General features: G+C 40.3%; 17 protein-coding genes. 9 read left to right on the top strand and 8 right to left on the bottom strand.

Features of this window, described 5'->3' with window-relative positions; all coding sequences use genetic code 11:
* Positions 1–15: 15 nt before the first annotated feature.
* The 4 genes from ACYTR8_RS08380 to rnhC form a co-directional block, all read right to left on the bottom strand.
* A complete protein-coding gene (locus ACYTR8_RS08380) occupies positions 16–504 on the bottom strand; it encodes a hypothetical protein (RefSeq protein ID WP_269760316.1) in 489 nt (162 codons plus the stop codon).
* A gap of 89 nt (positions 505–593) precedes the next feature.
* Positions 594–3,047, bottom strand: a complete 2,454-nt coding sequence (gene recD2, locus ACYTR8_RS08375) for an SF1B family DNA helicase RecD2 (RefSeq protein ID WP_443597594.1) — start codon at positions 3,045–3,047, stop codon at positions 594–596.
* A gap of 59 nt (positions 3,048–3,106) precedes the next feature.
* A complete protein-coding gene (gene lepB, locus ACYTR8_RS08370) occupies positions 3,107–3,700 on the bottom strand; it encodes a signal peptidase I (RefSeq protein ID WP_111717557.1) in 594 nt (197 codons plus the stop codon).
* 11 nt (positions 3,701–3,711) lie between these two features.
* Positions 3,712–4,620 carry a ribonuclease HIII gene (gene rnhC, locus ACYTR8_RS08365; protein WP_138126476.1) on the bottom strand — a complete coding sequence of 303 codons (909 nt, stop codon included), beginning with the start codon at positions 4,618–4,620 and terminating at the stop codon, positions 3,712–3,714.
* A 156-nt stretch (positions 4,621–4,776) separates the two neighbouring features.
* Here rnhC and ACYTR8_RS08360 point away from each other — a divergent pair, with 156 nt between their 5' ends.
* The 3 genes from ACYTR8_RS08360 (at position 4,777) to ACYTR8_RS08350 (ending at position 8,125) form a co-directional block, all read left to right on the top strand.
* The gene (locus ACYTR8_RS08360) at positions 4,777–5,085 is read left to right on the top strand and encodes a hypothetical protein (RefSeq protein ID WP_003052702.1); all 309 of its coding nucleotides are present in this window, start codon (positions 4,777–4,779) and stop codon (positions 5,083–5,085) included.
* A 2-nt stretch (positions 5,086–5,087) separates the two neighbouring features.
* The gene (locus ACYTR8_RS08355) at positions 5,088–5,633 is read left to right on the top strand and encodes a CvpA family protein (RefSeq protein ID WP_003052699.1); all 546 of its coding nucleotides are present in this window, start codon (positions 5,088–5,090) and stop codon (positions 5,631–5,633) included.
* Positions 5,634–5,788: 155 nt separating this feature from the next.
* Entirely contained in the window at positions 5,789–8,125 is a 2,337-nt protein-coding gene (locus tag ACYTR8_RS08350; RefSeq protein WP_479641998.1) for an endonuclease MutS2, read from the top strand.
* 92 nt (positions 8,126–8,217) lie between these two features.
* Here ACYTR8_RS08350 and ACYTR8_RS08345 read toward each other — a convergent pair whose 3' ends face one another.
* Positions 8,218–9,537, bottom strand: a complete 1,320-nt coding sequence (locus ACYTR8_RS08345) for an FAD-containing oxidoreductase (protein ID WP_479641997.1) — start codon at positions 9,535–9,537, stop codon at positions 8,218–8,220.
* Between the two features lie 227 nt (positions 9,538–9,764).
* Between ACYTR8_RS08345 and trxA the strand changes: the two genes are divergently transcribed.
* Complete coding sequence (gene trxA / locus ACYTR8_RS08340; protein ID WP_003052691.1) at positions 9,765–10,079, top strand: thioredoxin; 315 nt, start codon at positions 9,765–9,767, stop codon at positions 10,077–10,079.
* A 61-nt stretch (positions 10,080–10,140) separates the two neighbouring features.
* Here the strand turns inward: trxA and mutY are convergent, their stop codons facing one another.
* Entirely contained in the window at positions 10,141–11,286 is a 1,146-nt protein-coding gene (gene mutY, locus ACYTR8_RS08335) for an A/G-specific adenine glycosylase (RefSeq protein WP_479641996.1), read from the bottom strand.
* A gap of 165 nt (positions 11,287–11,451) precedes the next feature.
* Between mutY and ACYTR8_RS08330 the strand changes: the two genes are divergently transcribed.
* The 4 genes from ACYTR8_RS08330 to rpsR all read left to right on the top strand — a co-directional run bounded on the left by ACYTR8_RS08330 (position 11,452) and on the right by rpsR (position 13,878).
* Positions 11,452–11,745, top strand: a complete 294-nt coding sequence (locus tag ACYTR8_RS08330; protein ID WP_003052683.1) for a hypothetical protein — start codon at positions 11,452–11,454, stop codon at positions 11,743–11,745.
* A 971-nt stretch (positions 11,746–12,716) separates the two neighbouring features.
* Positions 12,717–13,007 carry a 30S ribosomal protein S6 gene (rpsF, locus tag ACYTR8_RS08325; protein WP_002983117.1) on the top strand — a complete coding sequence of 97 codons (291 nt, stop codon included), beginning with the start codon at positions 12,717–12,719 and terminating at the stop codon, positions 13,005–13,007.
* Between the two features lie 21 nt (positions 13,008–13,028).
* Positions 13,029–13,520, top strand: a complete 492-nt coding sequence (locus ACYTR8_RS08320; RefSeq protein ID WP_002993238.1) for a single-stranded DNA-binding protein — start codon at positions 13,029–13,031, stop codon at positions 13,518–13,520.
* 118 nt (positions 13,521–13,638) lie between these two features.
* Complete coding sequence (gene rpsR, locus ACYTR8_RS08315; RefSeq protein WP_002983142.1) at positions 13,639–13,878, top strand: 30S ribosomal protein S18; 240 nt, start codon at positions 13,639–13,641, stop codon at positions 13,876–13,878.
* A 132-nt stretch (positions 13,879–14,010) separates the two neighbouring features.
* Here rpsR and ACYTR8_RS08310 read toward each other — a convergent pair whose 3' ends face one another.
* Both ACYTR8_RS08310 and ACYTR8_RS08305 read right to left on the bottom strand, forming a co-directional pair.
* Positions 14,011–14,670, bottom strand: a complete 660-nt coding sequence (locus ACYTR8_RS08310) for a DUF1129 domain-containing protein (RefSeq protein ID WP_479641995.1) — start codon at positions 14,668–14,670, stop codon at positions 14,011–14,013.
* A gap of 131 nt (positions 14,671–14,801) precedes the next feature.
* Complete coding sequence (locus tag ACYTR8_RS08305; protein ID WP_111717550.1) at positions 14,802–15,746, bottom strand: magnesium transporter CorA family protein; 945 nt, start codon at positions 15,744–15,746, stop codon at positions 14,802–14,804.
* Positions 15,747–15,948: 202 nt separating this feature from the next.
* On the opposite strand from ACYTR8_RS08305, the gene uvrA reads away from it, so the two are divergent.
* Entirely contained in the window at positions 15,949–18,771 is a 2,823-nt protein-coding gene (gene uvrA, locus ACYTR8_RS08300; RefSeq protein WP_479642002.1) for an excinuclease ABC subunit UvrA, read from the top strand.
* Positions 18,772–18,925 lie beyond the last annotated feature (154 nt).

The raw sequence follows: 18,925 nt of genomic DNA, 5'->3' as shown, positions 1-18,925 counted from the left end.
TTACTTCGTGTGATATTACAGTATTGATTGGTCTTGGTCGATATCAGTGTCTTTGTCGTTAAGGATTTTGGCTTTGTAAAAAGCAAAGCCATAAAGAGCAGCTTGTGCAAGGATAAGGATAGTTCCAACCACTGACAAGGTTGTTGTGAACTGGCTAACCAAACCAATAACAGAAAGGATAAGTCCTAAGATATAAGGAATATAGCTAACCGTTAGACCTTGTTTTAATTTGGACAAGTTTTGAGCACAAAAGACAATGATAGCAATAATAGCAAGCACATTTAAGACAGAAAGGAAAATCATAAATGGTGTCATGGTGCTTTGCATCTGTGCTAATTGCTCAGCAGTGAATTGGGAACGGAATTCTTCATTCTTGAGTTGGCTTTGTAAGTAGAAAATCCCTGCAAATCCCATTAATGACAGTACAACTCCAAGCCCGTTTAGAATAATAATAGCAATAGTAGACGTTTTGAGTGCCTGACGCACTTTTTCATAAGAAATCATATAATCCTCCTAGAGTCCTTAATCCGAAATTGTATAATGTGTTTAATACAAAAATATTATACCATAGATTAATCAAAAATATCCGTTCTCTAGGATTTTTTCTGGAAAAAGAGGATAATATCTGACTCTGTAAGCCCTATCATCGGATCAATAGTCGAATAATTCTCAGGTGTTAACCTAAAATCGTCATTATCTGACGGCGAGTTCTCAGTGGGGTTAGAGTTTGTTGATTGAGAGGAAGATTTTTGAGAGGTGTCCTCAAGGGTTGCCGTATTAGAAAAAAGGGAGCTCTGCTCTTTTGATTTTAGCTCGTGGTTAGGTTGAGAGGAGGCTAAGTCGGATTGTTCTTGGAAGCGTTCAATCAAGTAGGTTTGGCGCTTATCGCCTTCATTTTTGATGGCATAATCGAAAGCGGCGATTTCGCCTAGCATGATTAGTTTGCTTTTAGACCGAGTGATGGCCGTGTAAATCAAATTTCGTTGCAAAAGTCGGCCGCTTTGGCGTGTGATGGGTAAAATTACCACTTGAAACTCGCTCCCTTGCGACTTATGAATGCTCATGGCATAGGCTAGGGTTAATTTTAGCCATTCATTTCTAGGATACGTTACTTCGCTACCGTCAAAATCTAAGATTAATTCGTCTTGCTTAGATTCGGTGTATTTAGCAGGAATCAAATCTGTAATATAACCAATATCTCCGTTAAAGACATTCAACTGAGCATCGTTGACTAAGTGCAAGACTTTATCACCTTTACGAAAATGCGTATCATTGAACAGAAATTCCGTTTGCCCTTCCAAAGGGTTGAGGAGGTTTTGCATCAATTGGTTAAGATGATTGATGCCAGCTTGTCCTTTGTACATAGGCGCTAAAATTTGAATTTCCTCAGCAGGGATGCCACTTTTAATAGCAGATAGAACAATTTTTTGAATCATGTCTGGAATGAAAGAGGCTTGGGCTTCAAAATAAGAACGGTCAGCTTTTTTGTCACGAAAGTCAGCAGCTAAGATTCCTCGACGCATCTGGTCTGCCAAATCTACAATAGTAGATTCTTGGGATTGACGAAAGATTTTCTGCAAGGCGATTTGAGGCAGGCTATTGACTTTTAAAAGATCTGACAGGACTTGACCGGGTCCAACCGAAGGAAGCTGGTCACTATCTCCGACAATAATTACTTGAGTTGTTGAACTAATCGCTGCTAACAATTGGTTAGCAAGCCAGGTATCCACCATTGAAAATTCATCGACAATCAGCAAGTCGCAGTCTAGATAATCTTCCATGGCTTGGTAATCATTGTCGCCATTGAGGCCTAAGTGCCTGTGGATGGTTGCGCTAGGAAGTCCAGTCAACTCATTCATACGACGTGCAGCCCGACCTGTTGGAGCTGCTAACAAGATAGGAAGGTCTTTTTTATCCAAATCAATCTGATGCAGGTTAGCGTAAGCCTGTAAAATGCCTCGAATAACAGTTGTTTTCCCTGTTCCGGGACCACCTGTTAGGAGAAATACCTTGCTGGTTAAGGCTTTAGCAATGGCTTCTTGCTGCACCTGGTCATAAGTGATAGCAAAGTCTTCTTGAACGGCTTGGATGGTTGTTTGGATGGTATCATGACTAAATGACTGACTTAAAGGGGTATCTAAGAGACGAGAGATATTCTTAGCAATCCCCTCTTCAGCAAAATAAAGGCTAGCATCAAACAATTTGGTGTCACTGTTTTTGATTTTGCCCTCTATGATTAACTCGCTTAGTTGTTCAGCCACAGCAGCAGGGTCACATTCTACTTGACGTGCATCTTCAAGGAGTGTGATGGCAAAGTCTAATAATTGTCGTGCTTGGACATAAGTGTCTCCTCGACTGACGGATTCTTCCAAGAGGCAGTGCAAGAGGGCGGCACGAAAACGTTTTGGAGAGTCACTCTCAATACCTAAGTTTTCAGCAAGAGCATCTGCCATCTTAAACCCAAAACCTTGTAAATCTTCGACTAATTGATAGGGATTTTCTTTAACAAGGTCCAGAGCCTCTTCTTTGTACTTCTCAAACGCTTGAAAGGCAAAACGGTTGCTAAGGCCAAGTTCGACGAGACCAGCAATCAGTTGCTCTGTGCCATAGTTCAATTTCAGTTTAGCGACAAAGGCTTGACGATTAGCCTTGGACAGACCAGAGATAGTTTCTAATTTACTTGGGTCTTCTAAAATATGGTCAATAGTATTATTGCCATATAGCGCAATGATTTTCTCCGCTGTTTTCTTTCCAATCCCCTTAAAATGGTCGCTGGAGAAATAATTAACCAAACCAGATGAGCTAGGTTTAACTTTTTGGTAACGGCTTAATTTGAGTTGCTGTCCATATTTAGGGTGCTGGGTCAATTCCCCCCAAAAGGTGTAGTCATCACCTTCAATAATGTCAGCCATCGTCCCTGTGATAATGATCTCAAAGTCGTCAATATCACTATCTGTGTCTTCGATGGCAAGGAGAAGGATTTTAAAAAAATTAGCTGCATTTTCAAAGATAATGCGGTCAACAGTACCTGTAAAAAAGTGTTCCATAAGGGACCTTTCTGTCTATGCAAGATAGTCGAAAACCTGCCCGAAGGCAGGCTTGTTTTTTACTTAAAAAGAGTCATTTTATTGAGCGGCCAGAAGCGAGCCTTGACTTCACCGATAAGTTTTTCTTTTTTAAAACTACCAACTTCACGGCTGTCGCGTGAGACAATTCGATCATCTCCAAGAAGGAGGTATTCACCTTCTGGTACGCTGATTTCAAAACGTGTTTGACCTTCAGCATTAGTGGTGAAGGCATCCGATGTTTCAGCTAATTGCTGAAATAGACTATTGTAAGCGTAAGTCTTTTGAAGCTTGTCCTTTTTGAACTCTTTAAGGTAGTTAACTAGGTAAGGTTCATCTGTTTTTTTACCATTAATGTAAAGCGTATCATCGTTGTAGGCAATGGTATCACCTGGCATGCCGACAACTCGTTTGACAATTTCTTTTTTCTGCCCATTTTCTTCCTCACGGGCAACGACAATATCGAAACGGTCAATTCTAGTTTGGTTTAAAACAATGAGACGTTCCCCATGGGCTAACGTAGGGTCCATGGAGTGGCCATCAACTTTAACAGCTTGCCACAAGAAAAGACGAGATAAACCGAAGAGGATGAGAAAGAGGGTAAATGGGCCCCATTCTTTAATAAAGTGTTTCATATAATTCCTTTTTAATGATGTTTATTGAGAAGCGCTTGGGCTTTTTGAGTATTGGCAAAATGGAGTTTAGCACTATATGCTAAGCTAGACATGCCATAAGCGGCTAAGAGTTGGCTGGCGACTTTATCTGAGGCTTGTCCAGCCCCGCTTGGTAAACGGTAGCCTAATTCTTGGCCTAATGTATCAAGGTTTTCTAAAAAGAGGTTTCGAGCAATAATCGAGCTAACCGCTACTGCCAAATAGAGACTCTCAGCCTTTTCTTGAAAGGTTAAAGGGTTAGGAAATTGATTTTTTTCCTTTTTTAAGTGTTTTTGGTAATTGGCTTGACTAGTAAAGGCATCGATCACAATTTTCTCCGGATTGATTCCTTCTTGTAAAAGCAAATAGATGGCCTGATTATGAAGAGCTACTTTGACTGAAACCGCATTGTAGGGTTTGTCTTTGCCCACCATCTCGTTGTATTTTTTGGGAGAGAGTAACAAGGATTTATGCGGAATCTTTTCCTCTAAAATAGGTGCAATCCGCCGAATGGTCTGGTCGGTTAAGGTTTTGGAATCATCGACACCTAATTGTTTGAGAAAGGCGTGGTCTTCAGGACGCACAAAACTGGCAACTACCGCAATGCCACCAAAGTAAGAACCGTTTCCTACCTCATCACTCCCAATCATGGGCAAATTTTGGTTGGTGCTCGCCTTTTGGGAATTTGAATTGGTTACTGGCAAGCCAAGTTCCTCTGCCAGAGCATCAGCTGATGAACCTTGCAAGACCAATTTGCCAGAGGTATATAAGAGTAAGGTAACCCCGTTTTTTTTGGCAGCGAAAGCCACATACGGGTTTCGATTGCTGATTTGATTAGCAACTAACTGTTCTTTTAGCGATTGACTCAACTGAGCATCTATTTTTAAAACTAAGGTGTCCATAAGAACTATTTTAACATAAAATGACAGACTGTGGTCGATTCCCAAGTTTATTTTGGGGAGAAAAGATACTCGTAGTCCGTTAAAAAGCTGGGACTAGTAGTCGTGAACATTTTACGAAAGCTTGATTTTACGGTATAATGCTAAAGAGGTGACCCTATGAAAAGTATTAATCGTTATAAATTCACCTTTGGTGAAAAAACACTAACATTAACAACAGACAAAGACAATCTTTTTATGGAAGAAGTTGAACGTGTGGCTAAGGAAAAATACCATACCATCAAAGAGCATTTGCCGGAAGCTGATAATGAGACCATTGCTATCTTGATGACTATTAATACCTTATCAACACAATTAAGTCGAGAAATTGAAATTGAAAAAATGGAGGCGGAACTGTTAGACCTCCGTCAAAAAGCCTTGGCGGGTCTTCAAGAAAAGGCTAATCAAGTAGATGTGAATGAGGTTTAGTCATGTTATCCGTACTAATTGTGCTTGTTTTGATTTGGAATATCTATATTGGTTACAATAGAGGGATTATTCTTCAAAGTTTTTATACTTTGGGAGCTTTAGTTTCTTTGTTGGTGGCTCACCATTTCTATGTCGGTCTAGCCCACAAGATTACCCTGTGGATCCCCTACTCTAACCCTGTAGAAGGAGTGACCACTTTCTTCTTTAAGGAAGTCGACTTGTTTGATTTGAGCAAGGTCTATTATGCTGGCATCGCTTTTTTTGCTCTCTTTTTAGGAACTTATGCTGTGGTACGGCTTGTTGGGGTACTGGTGCACTTTTTCCCAATTGATTATTTTGACAACCAAAGAGCAAAAGTTGTCAGTGGTATACTAGCTCTTCTGGTATCACTTCTGTTTGTTAGCATGGCCTTGTCTATTTTAGCAACGATTCCAATGCCTTTTATTCAGAATCACTTGCAGGCTAGTTCTCTCAGTCGCTTGTTGATTGAACATTTCCCGCCTTTTACAACGGTTATTCACAAACTTTGGATTCAGGCAATTGTCTAATAAACAGTGTTGATTATAACACAATAGAATCTGTGGCTAGTTAGTCATAGGTTTTTTTATTAGAAAGGCTATTGATAGAATGGCAGTGCTGAGAAGTCGTTGATGGAGAACGACTTTCTTGCCCTTTTTTAAATAATTTTAGGTATAATATTTATATGGATAAAAAGATTTTAGAACAGTTAGAATTTGATAAGGTCAAAGGACAATTTCGGGCCTACCTGCAGACAGAGCAGGGGAACCGTGAATTAGACCAACTCGAACCCCTCAATCATCATGAGAAAATCAAACATTACTTTTTAGAAATTGAAGAAATGGCTGGCATTTTTGTAGAGCAACATCACTTTGCATTGGGCAGTATGTCTGACATTTCAGCTAGCATGAGACGTTTAGAACTGGAAGCTGATTTGAGCATTCCCGAATTATTAGCAGTCAAAAAAATACTTCAGGTATCAGCAGAAGCGAGTCGCTTTTATGTTGATTTGGAAAACGTTCAGCTACAAGCCTTGAAGCGTTTGTTTGAAAATCTGGAGCTTTTTCCTAGCCTCCAAGGCAGTCTTCAGGCTATTAATGACGGTGGTTTTGTGGAAAGTTTTGCCAGTCCCGAGTTAGAAAAAATTCGTCGTAGCATCTCAGACAAAGAACATGCGAGCCGGAATGTCTTACAAGATTTACTCAAAAAGCAAGGGGACTATTTGTCAGAAAGCTTGATTGCTAGCCGAAACGGACGTAGTGTCTTACCTGTCAAAAACACCTTCCGTAATAAGGTGGCAGGGGTCGTTCACGATATTTCGGCTTCAGGAAATACGGTTTATATTGAACCACGAGCTCTTGTTCAACTAAATGAAGAGCTGACGCAGTTACAAGCCGACGAACGCCATGAAGTGTCACGTGTCCTTCAAACCCTATCAGACCTGATTAGACCTCATAGTCGAGTTCTTACCAATAATGCTTGGATTTTGGGGCATCTGGATTTTGTCAGAGCCAAATACCTCTATATGAGAGACAATAAGGCCACGGTCCCGGCTATTTCGGATGATAAAAGTTTACAGTTGTTGAATGTGCGCCACCCTCTTTTGCAGGAGCCAGTTGCTAATGATTTGCATTTCTCTAAGGATTTGGCTGTTATTGTGATTACTGGTCCGAATACTGGTGGTAAAACCATCATGCTAAAAACGCTTGGTTTAGCCCAGCTAATGGCCCAATCGGGTCTGCCTATTCTAGCAGATAAAGGTTCCAAAGTTGCTGTTTTTAGTGGTATTTTTGCTGACATTGGCGATGAACAATCCATTGAGCAGAGCTTATCAACTTTCTCTAGCCATATGACTCACATTGTTGCTATTTTAAATCAAGCTGATGCAGACAGTTTAGTACTCTTTGATGAGCTGGGGGCAGGAACAGATCCGCAAGAAGGAGCAAGTCTTGCTATGGCAATCTTGGAGCAGTTACGCTTGACTAATATCAAAACCATGGCGACTACCCATTACCCTGAACTAAAAGCATATGGCATCGAAACTCCCTATGTGGAAAATGCCAGTATGGAGTTCGATAGCATGAGTTTAAAACCAACTTACCGCTTTATGCAGGGAGTTCCAGGTCGTTCAAATGCCTTTGAAATTGCTAGACGCCTTGGGTTGGCAGAACACATTGTCAAAGAAGCTCAAAACATGACGGACACAGATAGTGATGTTAACCGTATTATCGAACAGTTAGAGAAACAAGCTCTGGAGAGTCGTAAGCGGCTTGACCATATTCGAGAAGTGGAGCAAGATAACCTCAAATTTAACCGTGCGGTCAAAAAATTGTACAATGAATTCTCACAGGCCAAAGATAAGGAAATTGAAAAAGCTACCCTTGAAGCGCGTGAGATCGTAGACTTAGCTTTAGCAGAAAGTGACAGTATTTTAAACCAGTTGCATGACAAAGCTGCACTTAAACCTCACGAAGTTATTGAAGCCAAGGGGCAACTCAAACAGTTAGTGCCAGAAAAGAGTCTATCTCAAAACAAGGTCCTAAAGAAAGCGAAGCAATTACGAGCTCCTCGAGTAGGAGACGATATTATTGTAACAGCCTATGGCCAAAGAGGAACCTTGATAAAAGAACTCAAAGATAAGAAGTGGGAAGCGCAAGTTGGACTGATCAAAATGACCCTCAAAGAAGATGAATTTAGTCTCGTGAAGGTTGTTGAGGAAGCTCAAAAACCAAAGAAAAAAGCTATCAACGTGGTCAAGAAGGCTGCTACTGGTGTTGGTCCTCGTGCCCGTCTGGATTTGCGTGGCAAACGGTATGAAGAAGCGATGCAAGAACTAGACGCCTTTATTGACCAAGCTCTCTTAAATAACATGAGCCAAGTGGATATTATTCATGGGATTGGCACTGGTGTAATCCGTGAAGCTGTTACCAAATACCTCAGACGAAACAAACATGTTAAAAGCTTTGGTTATGCTCCACAGAATGCGGGTGGATCAGGGTGTACCATTGCGAACTTAGGGTGAGATATTTCACACTCTTTCTGAAAAGATAACTAAAACAAGCCTGCCTCTACCGAAAGTAACAGTTGAGACAGGCTTGTTTTTGAATGTGGCTATTAGATATTGAAGACATCATTGAGGTTTTCTGCCATTGAGGGATGGGTGAAGATTTGATTTTTTAAGTAAGTATAAGGGATATGATTATCTATAGCCATCTTGATAAGATTAATGTATTCTTGAGACTGTGCTCCTAGTAAGGTCGCCCCTAGAACCTCTTTGGTGTCTGTATTAATAAGGACTTTAAAGAGACCTCGAAGATCATTATTGACATGAGCCCGTGGCATATTAGCCACCAAAAGTTCATTGGCTTTGTAGGGAATTCCTTTTTCTTGAGCTTCTTTTTCTGTCAAACCAACCTGAGATAAAGGTGGCTCGATAAAGGTCGTTATAGGGATTGGCCCGCGTTCCTTGTGATTGTAGGTGCTGGCTCCTGTCAATTGCCCAAAGACGATTCGAAAATCATCTAAAGAAGTGTAAGTAAACTGAGGACCACCAGTTACATCTCCAACAGCATAAACCCCTTCAACACTTGTTTGACAGTAATCATCAACGGCAATAGCGCCACGATCTGTCACTGTGATATCGGTGTTTTCTAATCCTAAATCTTCCGTAGCAGGTTTTCGTCCCATAGCGTAAAGCAAGAGGTCAAAAGCTTCCGTTTCTCCATTAGCTTTAACAAGAACTTGACCAGCCTCATTATTGCTAACTTCTTCAACCGACGCAGATAGATGGAAAGTGATACCGTCTTCTTCTAAATAACGTTTTGCTAATTTGGCGACACTTGGTTCATAACGTCCTAAGATTTCTGGGGCAGCCTCATACACAACCACTTGGCTACCTAATTTAGCGTAAAGACTAGCAAATTCTAGCCCGATATTTCCTCCACCGATAATAGCCAGGCGTTGAGGTTGTTCTTTTACAGAAAGAAGGCCAGTGCTATCAACCACATGATGACTATCAGCTAAGCCAGGAATTGGGAACTGATTAGAGACGGCCCCTGTATTGATGACAATTGTTTCTCCTTCTAATTCAAGTCGATCGCTACCGGCTTCAATGAGAATTGTTTTATTAGCTAAAAAGCGAGCTTTCCCATTGTAAAGAACAGCATCCGAGTTTGTTAAAGCGTTTTCGTTTTTCTGACGAAGCCGACTAACAACTGTATCTTTATGCTCCATTGCCTGCTCGAAAGTTGCATTAGATTCTGCTGCAACAATTAATGATTTGGTTGGAATACAGCCGATATTGATACAAGTACCACCATACATGTGGTTATTTTGCTCGATGAGGGCAACCCGTTTCCCTAGCTGAGCCATCTTGCCGGCTAATGTTTTACCTGCTTTGCCAAATCCAATAACAATAAGGTCGTAATGTTCCATAAAAATAACCTCCTTTGTAATTAATTATGTCTAACTAGTACTAGTTTAACAAAAGTAGCCAAACTTGTCTTAAAATCGCTACGATGGCCGTTGTATAAAAACATTGCTAGAAAAAAATGACACAAAGACCTTTTTCTTGGAGGATAGGCAGTGCGTAGCAGATTCTTGCATTATCAGTCTATTTGCCATACAATAGGCTTATAAACTTGAAGAACGGAGAAAAACGTATGGCACATATTGTAACAGATGCTACCTTTGAAGCAGAAACAAATGATGGTTTAGTTCTTGTTGACTTTTGGGCAACTTGGTGTGGACCTTGTTTGATGCAAGCGCCAATCCTTGATCAGTTAGCTGGAGAATTGGATGAAGATGAACTCAAAATTGTGAAATTGGATGTAGATGAAAACCCTGATACTGCTCAACAATTTGGTATTATGTCTATCCCAACCTTGCTTTTCAAAAAAGACGGTAAAGTGGTAAAACAAGTGGCAGGTGTTCATACCAAAGACCAGATTAAGGCTATTGTGGCTGAATTAAGCTAAAAGAAAGTAAAACAAAAGAACTGAAGAGGATTAAGTCTCTCAGTTCTTTTTTATCTTGACGTCATCGACGTTTTAGATAAGCCTCTAACATTTTCTTTTGAGGTGTTGCCATAGGATAGTTTTCTATATCAGAGAGCTTGACCCAAGCCATTTCTTTCCCTTTGGGAAGTTCTTGTTGGGAAATAAGGCCTTCTGTTAAAGCGATGGTCCACTTTTGATGGCTAAAGGTATGTTTTACCAGAGGAAAAGTGTCAGTTGTCCACCGGGGTACCAACCCGTAAGTTTCTTCGAAAAGTTTGGTTTTAGAAACCCTTACGAGATCAGGGTGATTTTCTTCAAAAAGGTCTAGCTGTTGACTCACAAAGCTAGTTTCCATTAGAGGGAAGGACCAAAAACCACCTAGTAATCGCCCTTTGGTATTTTTTTCTAAAAGTAGTTCCTCGTCAGCATTGACGATAATAAAAGCTTGAACCTCAATAGGACGTGGTTTTTTCTTTGGTTCCTTAATAGGGTATTTATCATAGGTGCCATGTAAATATGCAGCGCAGAAAAAGCGGATAGGAGACTCTTCTGGTCTAGGATTTTTAGCCGATTCGATATCCGTACCTAAATCCATCAAGGCCTGATTGAAATCTCCAGGGCGGTCGGGATCGATTAATCTTTCCATCAATGCTTGGAAAATTTTCCGGTTCTTGGGATCTCCAATGTCATAGTTCACTTCAAATAGACGGGCCATAACGCGCATCACGTTCCCATCGACAGCAGGTTCAGGAAAGTCAAAGGCGATACTGGCAATAGCTCCAGCAGTGTATGGACCTATTCCCTTTAATTTGGAGATGTCCTCGTAGGAGGAGGGAAATACCCCGCCAAACTCTGTCATGACTTGCTGCGCCGCTTTTTGCATGTTACGGACACGGGAATAATAGCCTAAGCCTTCCCATGCTTTGAGCAAGCGTTCTTCATCAGCATTGGCTAATTTGTCAATGGTGGGAAACCAATTTAAAAAGCGTTCGTAATAAGGAATAACCGTAATCACCTGAGTTTGCTGAAGCATAATCTCGGAAACCCAGATGTGGTAAGGGTTTTTGGTTCGGCGCCAAGGCAAATCACGTTTTTCTTGATCATACCAGTTTAAAAGAGTGCGACGGAAAGAAATAATGGTTTCTTCGTCCCACATGTCAATGCCATAATCCTTTAAATCAATCATGTTGTTATTGTAACATAGGCTTTCGAAAAAATAAGAGAAAATGTTCCCTGAGATTTGCACATTTGCCTAAAATAGATTATAATAAAATTAACAAAATCTCATCTATATGTGGGATAAGCCGTATTAAATTAATAAAAGAGATAATAAAGCTTGAGAGGAGGGAGTATGTTTTTAAAGCTAAAACATCTTGTAGATCAGTATTCATGGCTATTTTTTGCTTTCATGATACTGATTTTGTTTTTGAATTACCTTTACCCTTTTGATACGTCATTAGAGGGCCTTCAACTGGAGTGGTTTATGATGACTAAAGTGTTTCCTGCTTTGGGCATTTTGTGTGCTTTTGTTGCTATTCTTTTTCGAAAACTTAATCTTTTTATTTTAGCATTGATTTTATATTTTGCCCTCTGGATAAAATTGTTTATTGCCTTTTCTTTTTTTACTTATTTTTTGGGTGTTTAAACAATGATAACAGACCTCGTCAGAGGAAGCAGTCAACCGAATTGATGAAGATTTAGGACGTTTAGCTCCTAAACTTTTTTTGATAAAAGAAAAAACTCTAAAAACTTGACTTTAGTAAACGCTTACATTATAATAAAACTATAAAGAAGGATGACAAGTGACAACTAATTATAGGAGGTATTCTTATGATGAACGGACATGTCGCACGGTACAAAAACGGAGATTAAAAACTTCAACAAACGGTAGGCAAACCAATTTTACAAGACTATCAAATGTGATCACATGCTAAAACTTATCGAGAAATCCGAATTGGCCAAAGGAGCGCTCTAAACAGTATAAGTTTGAAAAATCTCCAATATTGAAAGGACGTATGTTATGCTAAGATTCAATAAAGGACGCTATAAAAACGGAGACTAGTTAACTTGTCACTAGTCATCCTTGATATTGTTATTATCACTCAGTGTGAAAGATTTACTTATTTTAATGTGTTGTTATTGTCACTCAGGGAATACTGCATTTCGAAATAGGAGGGTCTTATGAACGTAGCAAGATACAAAAACGGAGACATTTTAGCCTATTGCAGAAAATAGGTTAAGGAGTGAACCCAATGTAACAGTCATAAATGACTAAAATAACGAAAAACGAAAATCAAGAACAAGATATCCTTTTAAAAACCATTTCATTTAATTAATAGAAAGGAGATTGCGCATTAAAAATCAAAATCATATCTCCTCTTTAGAGGAACGACTAATACAACTCCTTATGAAATGATTGTAGAAGGGAGATTATCACTAAAAAAATAATCACAAAGCAAGATACCCATGGTGTGCAGTGGGTATCTTTTTTTGCACGAAAAAGCAAATTTCCCTTGATTTTAACGTCAGTTTCAGGTATACTAGTAATCTGTGAGCATCCCTCACTTACTCGTTACAAAGGTAGCGAGTCATTAGACCAAAAGGAGGAAAACATCAATGGCTAAATACGAAATTCTTTATATTATTCGTCCAAACATTGAAGAAGAAGCTAAAAACGCTTTGGTAGCACGCTTTGACTCTATCTTGACTGATAACGGTGCAACTGTTGTTGAATCAAAAGATTGGGAAAAACGTCGTCTTGCATACGAAATCAACGATTTCCGTGAAGGACTTTACCACATCGTTAACCTTGAAGCGACTGACGCAGCAGCTCTTAACGAGTTTGACCGTCTTTCAAAAATCAATGGTGACATTCTTCGTCACATGATCGTTAAACTTGACGCTTAATTCCAACTAAGAGGGTAGTTTATGATTAATAATGTAGTACTAGTTGGTCGCATGACCAAGGATGCAGAACTTCGTTACACACCAAGTCAAGTAGCTGTGGCTACTTTCACACTTGCTGTTAACCGTACCTTTAAAAGTCAAAATGGTGAACGCGAGGCAGATTTTATTAACTGTGTGATCTGGCGTCAACCTGCTGAAAATTTAGCAAACTGGGCTAAAAAAGGTGCCTTGATCGGAATTACGGGTCGTATTCAGACACGTAACTACGAAAACCAACAAGGACAACGTGTCTATGTAACAGAAGTTGTTGCAGATAATTTCCAAATGTTGGAAAGCCGTGCTACACGTGAAGGTGGCTCAACTGGCTCATTTAATGGTGGATTTAACAATAACACTTCATCATCGAACAGTTACTCAGCGCCTGCACAACAAACACCTAACTTTGGAAGAGATGATAGCCCATTTGGCAATTCAAACCCAATGGATATCTCAGATGACGATCTTCCATTCTAGTCAGAATGGGTTGAACGAATACATTGAATTGAATAGATTTGCTGATGGTTTTAGAGTGGGATTTCTGACTGTGACCTCTGGCGAATTTATATCTTGAAAAATATAAAGGAGAAAATACATGGCTCAACAACGTCGTGGCGGATTCAAACGCCGTAAAAAAGTTGACTTCATCGCAGCTAACAAAATTGAATATGTTGATTACAAAGATACTGAACTTCTTAGCCGTTTCGTTTCAGAACGTGGAAAAATTCTTCCTCGTCGTGTAACTGGAACTTCAGCTAAAAACCAACGTAAAGTAACAACAGCAATCAAACGTGCTCGCGTTATGGCTCTTATGCCTTACGTAAACGAAGACTAAAAAACAAACAGTCCATTTCGGACTGTTTTTTAGTTGACTAGGATTAGTCTAGGCGTATAGGTGAGTTTTGTCTAAAAGAGAGAATGATAGTAAACGAAAATCCTTGCGTAGACAGCAAGGATTAAATGGTTGTTATTTGTTAACAGGTGACATAGTGTTTTGAATGTTGTATTTGCGTTGTAGGTAGTAGCGTAAGGCAAGGGAAACACCACTGATAATGAGCAAGGCAAAAGGAGGCAACTGTGGGTTAAGAGAGGTTGGTAAAAAGGCAGTTGCAGAGTACAAGGCAATCCAAATCAACATGGCTAATGACAGGGCTGCGATGATTTTGAACCAACTTGGACGAAGGCTTTTATCTTTGCCGAGATGGCGATAAATAAAATAGTAGGTAGCATACATAGAAGCTCCTCCACCAAAACCTAGTGCCAATAAAGAGATCAATCCTGTAACTGTAGCGTTTGTGTTGAAGAAGGTCATAATGCCATTTAGCAGAGCAACCACCCCGATAAACAATAAAGAGGTATCGAGCCACATCAACCAAGGGTTGGTGTTTTTGTCAGTTTCTGCAGTTTGTTTTTGATTAGGGTCTTGGCTAAAGGAAGCTGCCCAAGCGGTCGGAGTGCCTAATAGATTTCGAGCGGTGACTCCTTTTTTCTGGTTTTCGAGAATAGTTGGAATGGCTTCTTCCAGAATCAGTTTAATGTCCTCATCGGACTTGCCGTCTTGAATCAATTTGTTGGTAGCGGTGTGGATAAATTCTTGATTTTTTTTGGTAAGTTCTTGTAATTCCATGGGAATCCCTTCTTTATATGGGTTAGTTAAAGTAAGTCAATGATATTGGCTAGTGGCGGTGAGACTTTAGTGCTAGCCGTTTGACATAGAGTTTTGTCAGGTGTTAACCGCATACTGCAGCTTGCTCCACTCTAGAACCATTTTTTTCTAATAAAGTAAATCACAACAAAGGAACTAAGGAGCATAGCAATCAAGGTAATATACCAAAAAGCATGTTCTAAACCATTTAGCGGTAGCCAATTGTTCTGGAAATTCATACCATAGGCAGAGAAAATTACAGTTGGTATATCTAAAGCCATGGTCATCAAGGCCAGTGTTTTCATAATGGTGTTCTGGTTGTTGTTGATAATGGAAGCAGTGGTTTCGGTCATGGCATTCAAGACATTTTCATAAATGCCAGCCATCTCAATCGCCTGTTGGGTTTCAATCAAGGTATCTTCCAACAAATCCTCATCCTCAATATATTTCTTGAGGGAGCTGGTTGAGCTGGATAATTTCTTGACGATGCGTTCGTTGAATTTCAAGGAAGCCTTTAAGTAGACAATGGATTTTTCAAGTTCCATCATGTCGATAAGTTCTTCATTTCGAGTAGCTGCTTCAAGCTGAGCTTCCAAACGTTCGCTTTGGCGATCAATGGTTCTCAAGGCAGTCAGAAAGAGCTCGGCGTTGCGATATAGAATCTGAAAAACAAAACGTGTCTTCATGAAGGTATAGAAATTTTTGACCCGACGGTTGTGAAAATGATCGAAAAGGGTCATGTCATGCAGACAAGTTGTGATAACAGCATTTTCCGTTACAATAATGCCTAAAGGCATAGTAATATAGTAACTTTTATTGTTACGTTCTTCGTATATCGGGACGTCTACGATAATTAGGGTATAATCATCTTCTACGGCAATACGTGAGGTTTCCTCCACGTCCAAAGGGGCGCGCAAGTCAGAAATATCAATGTTAAATTGATCGGCGATCTCCATAGATTCTTCCTGGGAAGGGTTAACCAGTTTAATCCAAGCTCCTGGCTCGAATGTTTCTATTTCTTTGAATTCAATTGCCGATGAAAGAAACATTTGTTTCATGACAAGCCCTCCTTTTTGATGATTAACTGGTAGAGATTGACATCAAACCTTGATAATAAAGCCTTCTCAAGGATTTTCTGAAAAATTCTCAATACTTATCTATTATACCAAAAATCGCAAAGTTTGGGGCAACTAGTTCTCATAATTTTCTGTTATAATATAAGAAATCTCGATTAGGAGGGTGCCTTTTGGCACATTCAAGATGCAAGATAAATTAATTATTCATGGGGCAAGAGCCCACAATTTAAAAAATATTGACGTGGAAATTCCACGAGACAAATTAGTTGTCGTGACAGGGTTATCAGGTTCAGGAAAATCCAGTCTAGCCTTTGATACTATTTATGCGGAAGGGCAACGTCGTTACGTAGAAAGTTTATCAGCTTATGCTAGACAGTTCTTGGGTAATATGGAAAAACCAGATGTGGATTCCATTGACGGTCTTAGCCCTGCTATTTCCATTGACCAAAAAACCACCAGTAAGAACCCCCGCTCAACGGTTGGTACGGTGACTGAAATCAATGATTATTTACGTCTACTATATGCGCGTGTGGGCACACCTTACTGTATCAATGGGCATGGTGCTATCACGGCGTCTTCTGTGGAGCAAATTGTTGAACAGGTCTTGGCCCTCCCTGAACGGACTCGAATGCAGATTTTAGCTCCTGTTGTTCGTCGGAAGAAGGGGCAACACAAAACAGTTTTTGAGAAAATTCAAAAAGATGGCTATGTCCGTGTGCGCGTTGACGGGGATATTTTTGACGTGACAGAAGTGCCAGAGTTGTCCAAAAGTAAGATGCACAACATTGAGGTGGTTATTGACCGTCTGGTTAATAAGGATGGCATTCGCAGTCGATTATTTGATTCCATTGAAGCAGCTTTAAGGCTGGGAGATGGTTATGTCGTCATTGATACTATGGACGGCAGTGAATTGCTCTTTTCTGAGCACTATTCTTGTCCTGTCTGTGGGTTTACGGTTCCTGAATTGGAGCCAAGACTCTTCTCCTTTAATGCGCCTTTCGGTTCTTGTCCAACCTGTGATGGGCTGGGTATTAAGCTAGAAGTTGATTTGGACTTGGTTGTTCCTGACCCAAGTAAGACGTTGAGAGAGGGAGCTTTGGCGCCTTGGAATCCTATTTCCTCCAATTATTACCCAACTATGCTTGAGCAAGCTATGGCGAGTTTTGGGGTGGATATGGATACACCTTTTGAGGCCTTGACTGAGGAAGAAAGAGATTTAGTTCTTTATGGTTCAGGAGACCGAGAATTTCATTTTCACTATGTGAATGATTTTGGTGGTGAGCGTAACATTGACATTCCTTTTGAGGGTGTTGTGACCAATGTTAATCGCCGTTACCACGAAACTAATAGTGATTATACGCGCAATGTGATGCGTGGTTATATGAACGAATTGACCTGTGCGACTTGTCATGGTTACCGTTTGAATGACCAAGCCTTGTGTGTGCATGTGGGTGGCGAAGAAGGACCTCATATTGGTCAAATTTCAGAATTATCGATTGCCGACCACTTGCAGTTGTTGGAAGAACTGGAACTCACAGAAAATGAAAGTACCATTGCTAAACCGATTGTCAAAGAAATTCATGACCGTCTGACATTCTTAAATAATGTGGGACTGAATTATCTGACTTTGTCACGGGCTGCTGGGACTTTATCAGGTGGTGAAAGTCAACGAATCAGGTTAGCAACACAAATTGGTTCTAACCTATCAGGGGTGCTCTATATCTTGGATGAGCCTTCTATTGGATTGCATCAAAGAGACAATGACCGTTTGATCGAGAGCCTGAAAAAAATGCGTGATTTGGGTAATACGTTAATTGTGGTAGAACACGATGAAGACACCATGATGCAGGCTGACTGGCTGATTGATGTGGGGCCGGGGGCAGGTGAGTTCGGTGGAGAAATTATTGCCTCTGGAACGCCGAAACAAGTGGCTAAGAATAAAAAATCCATCACGGGTCAATATTTGTCTGGTAAAAAATTCATTCCAGTGCCTTTAGAGCGCCGTTCTGGTAATGGCCGATTCATTGAAATAAAAGGAGTAGCACAGAACAATCTTCAACACCTTGATGTTAGATTCCCTCTCGGAAAATTTATTGCTGTTACAGGGGTATCGGGTTCTGGTAAGTCTACCTTGGTTAATAGTATTTTGAAAAAGGCTGTCGCTCAGAAACTTCATCGGAATACCGACAAGCCTGGGAAGTATCAGTCTATTTCTGGTATTGAACATATTGAACGGTTGATTGACATCGATCAAAGTCCGATTGGGAGGACGCCGCGCTCAAATCCAGCAACTTATACTGGGGTCTTTGATGATATTCGAGACTTGTTTGCCCAAACCAACGAAGCTAAGATTCGTGGCTACAAAAAAGGACGTTTCTCTTTTAATGTCAAGGGTGGGCGTTGTGAGGCTTGTTCAGGTGATGGGATTATCAAAATTGAAATGCACTTTTTGCCAGATGTTTATGTGCCATGTGAGGTTTGCCACGGCAGACGGTATAACTCTGAAACACTTGAAGTGCATTACAAAGGAAAAAATATCGCAGAAGTCCTTGATATGACTGTGGATGATGCCTTGGTATTTTTCTCTGCTATTCCTAAAATCGCTCGAAAAATTCAAACGATTAAGGATGTTGGACTTGGTTATGTGACCTTGAGTCAACCAGCTACCACCCTCTCTGGGGGAGAAGCCCAACGGATGAAGTTGGCTAGTGAATTGCACAAGCGGTCGACAGGAAAGAGTCTGTATATTTTGGACGAACCAACGACTGGCTTACATACAGATGATATCGCAAGGCTTTTGAAGGTATTAGAACGCTTTGTAGACGATGGCAATACGGTTCTTGTGATTGAGCATAACTTGGATGTTATTAAATCTGCCGACCATATCATTGATTTGGGGCCAGAAGGCGGTGTTGGTGGTGGTCAGATTATCGCGACGGGGACACCAGAAGAGGTTGCAGGTGTCAAAGAAAGCTATACTGGTCATTATTTGAAGGCAAAATTATAGTAAAAAAATCCAGTGTTAAACTGGATTTCAGACTGAAGACAAAGTCCTTAGAATCACTTTTCTAGGGGCTTTTCATGATATTTAGGAGTATAATATAAGAAAAAGGACTTGTGAGGTTCTCCTATGTTACACAAAGAAAAACCTGATTATAACC

This window comes from Streptococcus sp. F2 (assembly GCF_056500955.1).
The sequence above is the reverse complement of the archived record's forward strand: the minus strand, read 5'-3'. Positions and strand labels throughout refer to the sequence as shown.

Excerpts from the sequence above, each read along its gene's own strand:
- recD2 (WP_443597594.1), bottom strand. The coding sequence starts at position 3,047 with ATGGAACACTTTTTTACAGGTACTGTTGACCGCATTATCTTTGAAAAT.
- rnhC (WP_138126476.1), bottom strand. The coding sequence starts at position 4,620 with ATGGACACCTTAGTTTTAAAAATAGATGCTCAGTTGAGTCAATCGCTA.
- rpsR (WP_002983142.1), top strand. The coding sequence starts at position 13,639 with ATGGCTCAACAACGTCGTGGCGGATTCAAACGCCGTAAAAAAGTTGAC.
- ACYTR8_RS08345 (WP_479641997.1), bottom strand. The coding sequence starts at position 9,537 with ATGGAACATTACGACCTTATTGTTATTGGATTTGGCAAAGCAGGTAAA.
- rpsF (WP_002983117.1), top strand. The coding sequence starts at position 12,717 with ATGGCTAAATACGAAATTCTTTATATTATTCGTCCAAACATTGAAGAA.
- ACYTR8_RS08380 (WP_269760316.1), bottom strand. The coding sequence starts at position 504 with ATGATTTCTTATGAAAAAGTGCGTCAGGCACTCAAAACGTCTACTATT.
- ACYTR8_RS08350 (WP_479641998.1), top strand. The coding sequence starts at position 5,789 with ATGGATAAAAAGATTTTAGAACAGTTAGAATTTGATAAGGTCAAAGGA.
- ACYTR8_RS08360 (WP_003052702.1), top strand. The coding sequence starts at position 4,777 with ATGAAAAGTATTAATCGTTATAAATTCACCTTTGGTGAAAAAACACTA.
- ACYTR8_RS08355 (WP_003052699.1), top strand. The coding sequence starts at position 5,088 with ATGTTATCCGTACTAATTGTGCTTGTTTTGATTTGGAATATCTATATT.
- trxA (WP_003052691.1), top strand. The coding sequence starts at position 9,765 with ATGGCACATATTGTAACAGATGCTACCTTTGAAGCAGAAACAAATGAT.
- lepB (WP_111717557.1), bottom strand. The coding sequence starts at position 3,700 with ATGAAACACTTTATTAAAGAATGGGGCCCATTTACCCTCTTTCTCATC.
- ACYTR8_RS08305 (WP_111717550.1), bottom strand. The coding sequence starts at position 15,746 with ATGAAACAAATGTTTCTTTCATCGGCAATTGAATTCAAAGAAATAGAA.
- mutY (WP_479641996.1), bottom strand. The coding sequence starts at position 11,286 with ATGATTGATTTAAAGGATTATGGCATTGACATGTGGGACGAAGAAACC.
- ACYTR8_RS08320 (WP_002993238.1), top strand. The coding sequence starts at position 13,029 with ATGATTAATAATGTAGTACTAGTTGGTCGCATGACCAAGGATGCAGAA.
- uvrA (WP_479642002.1), top strand. The coding sequence starts at position 15,949 with ATGCAAGATAAATTAATTATTCATGGGGCAAGAGCCCACAATTTAAAA.
- ACYTR8_RS08330 (WP_003052683.1), top strand. The coding sequence starts at position 11,452 with ATGTTTTTAAAGCTAAAACATCTTGTAGATCAGTATTCATGGCTATTT.
- ACYTR8_RS08310 (WP_479641995.1), bottom strand. The coding sequence starts at position 14,670 with ATGGAATTACAAGAACTTACCAAAAAAAATCAAGAATTTATCCACACC.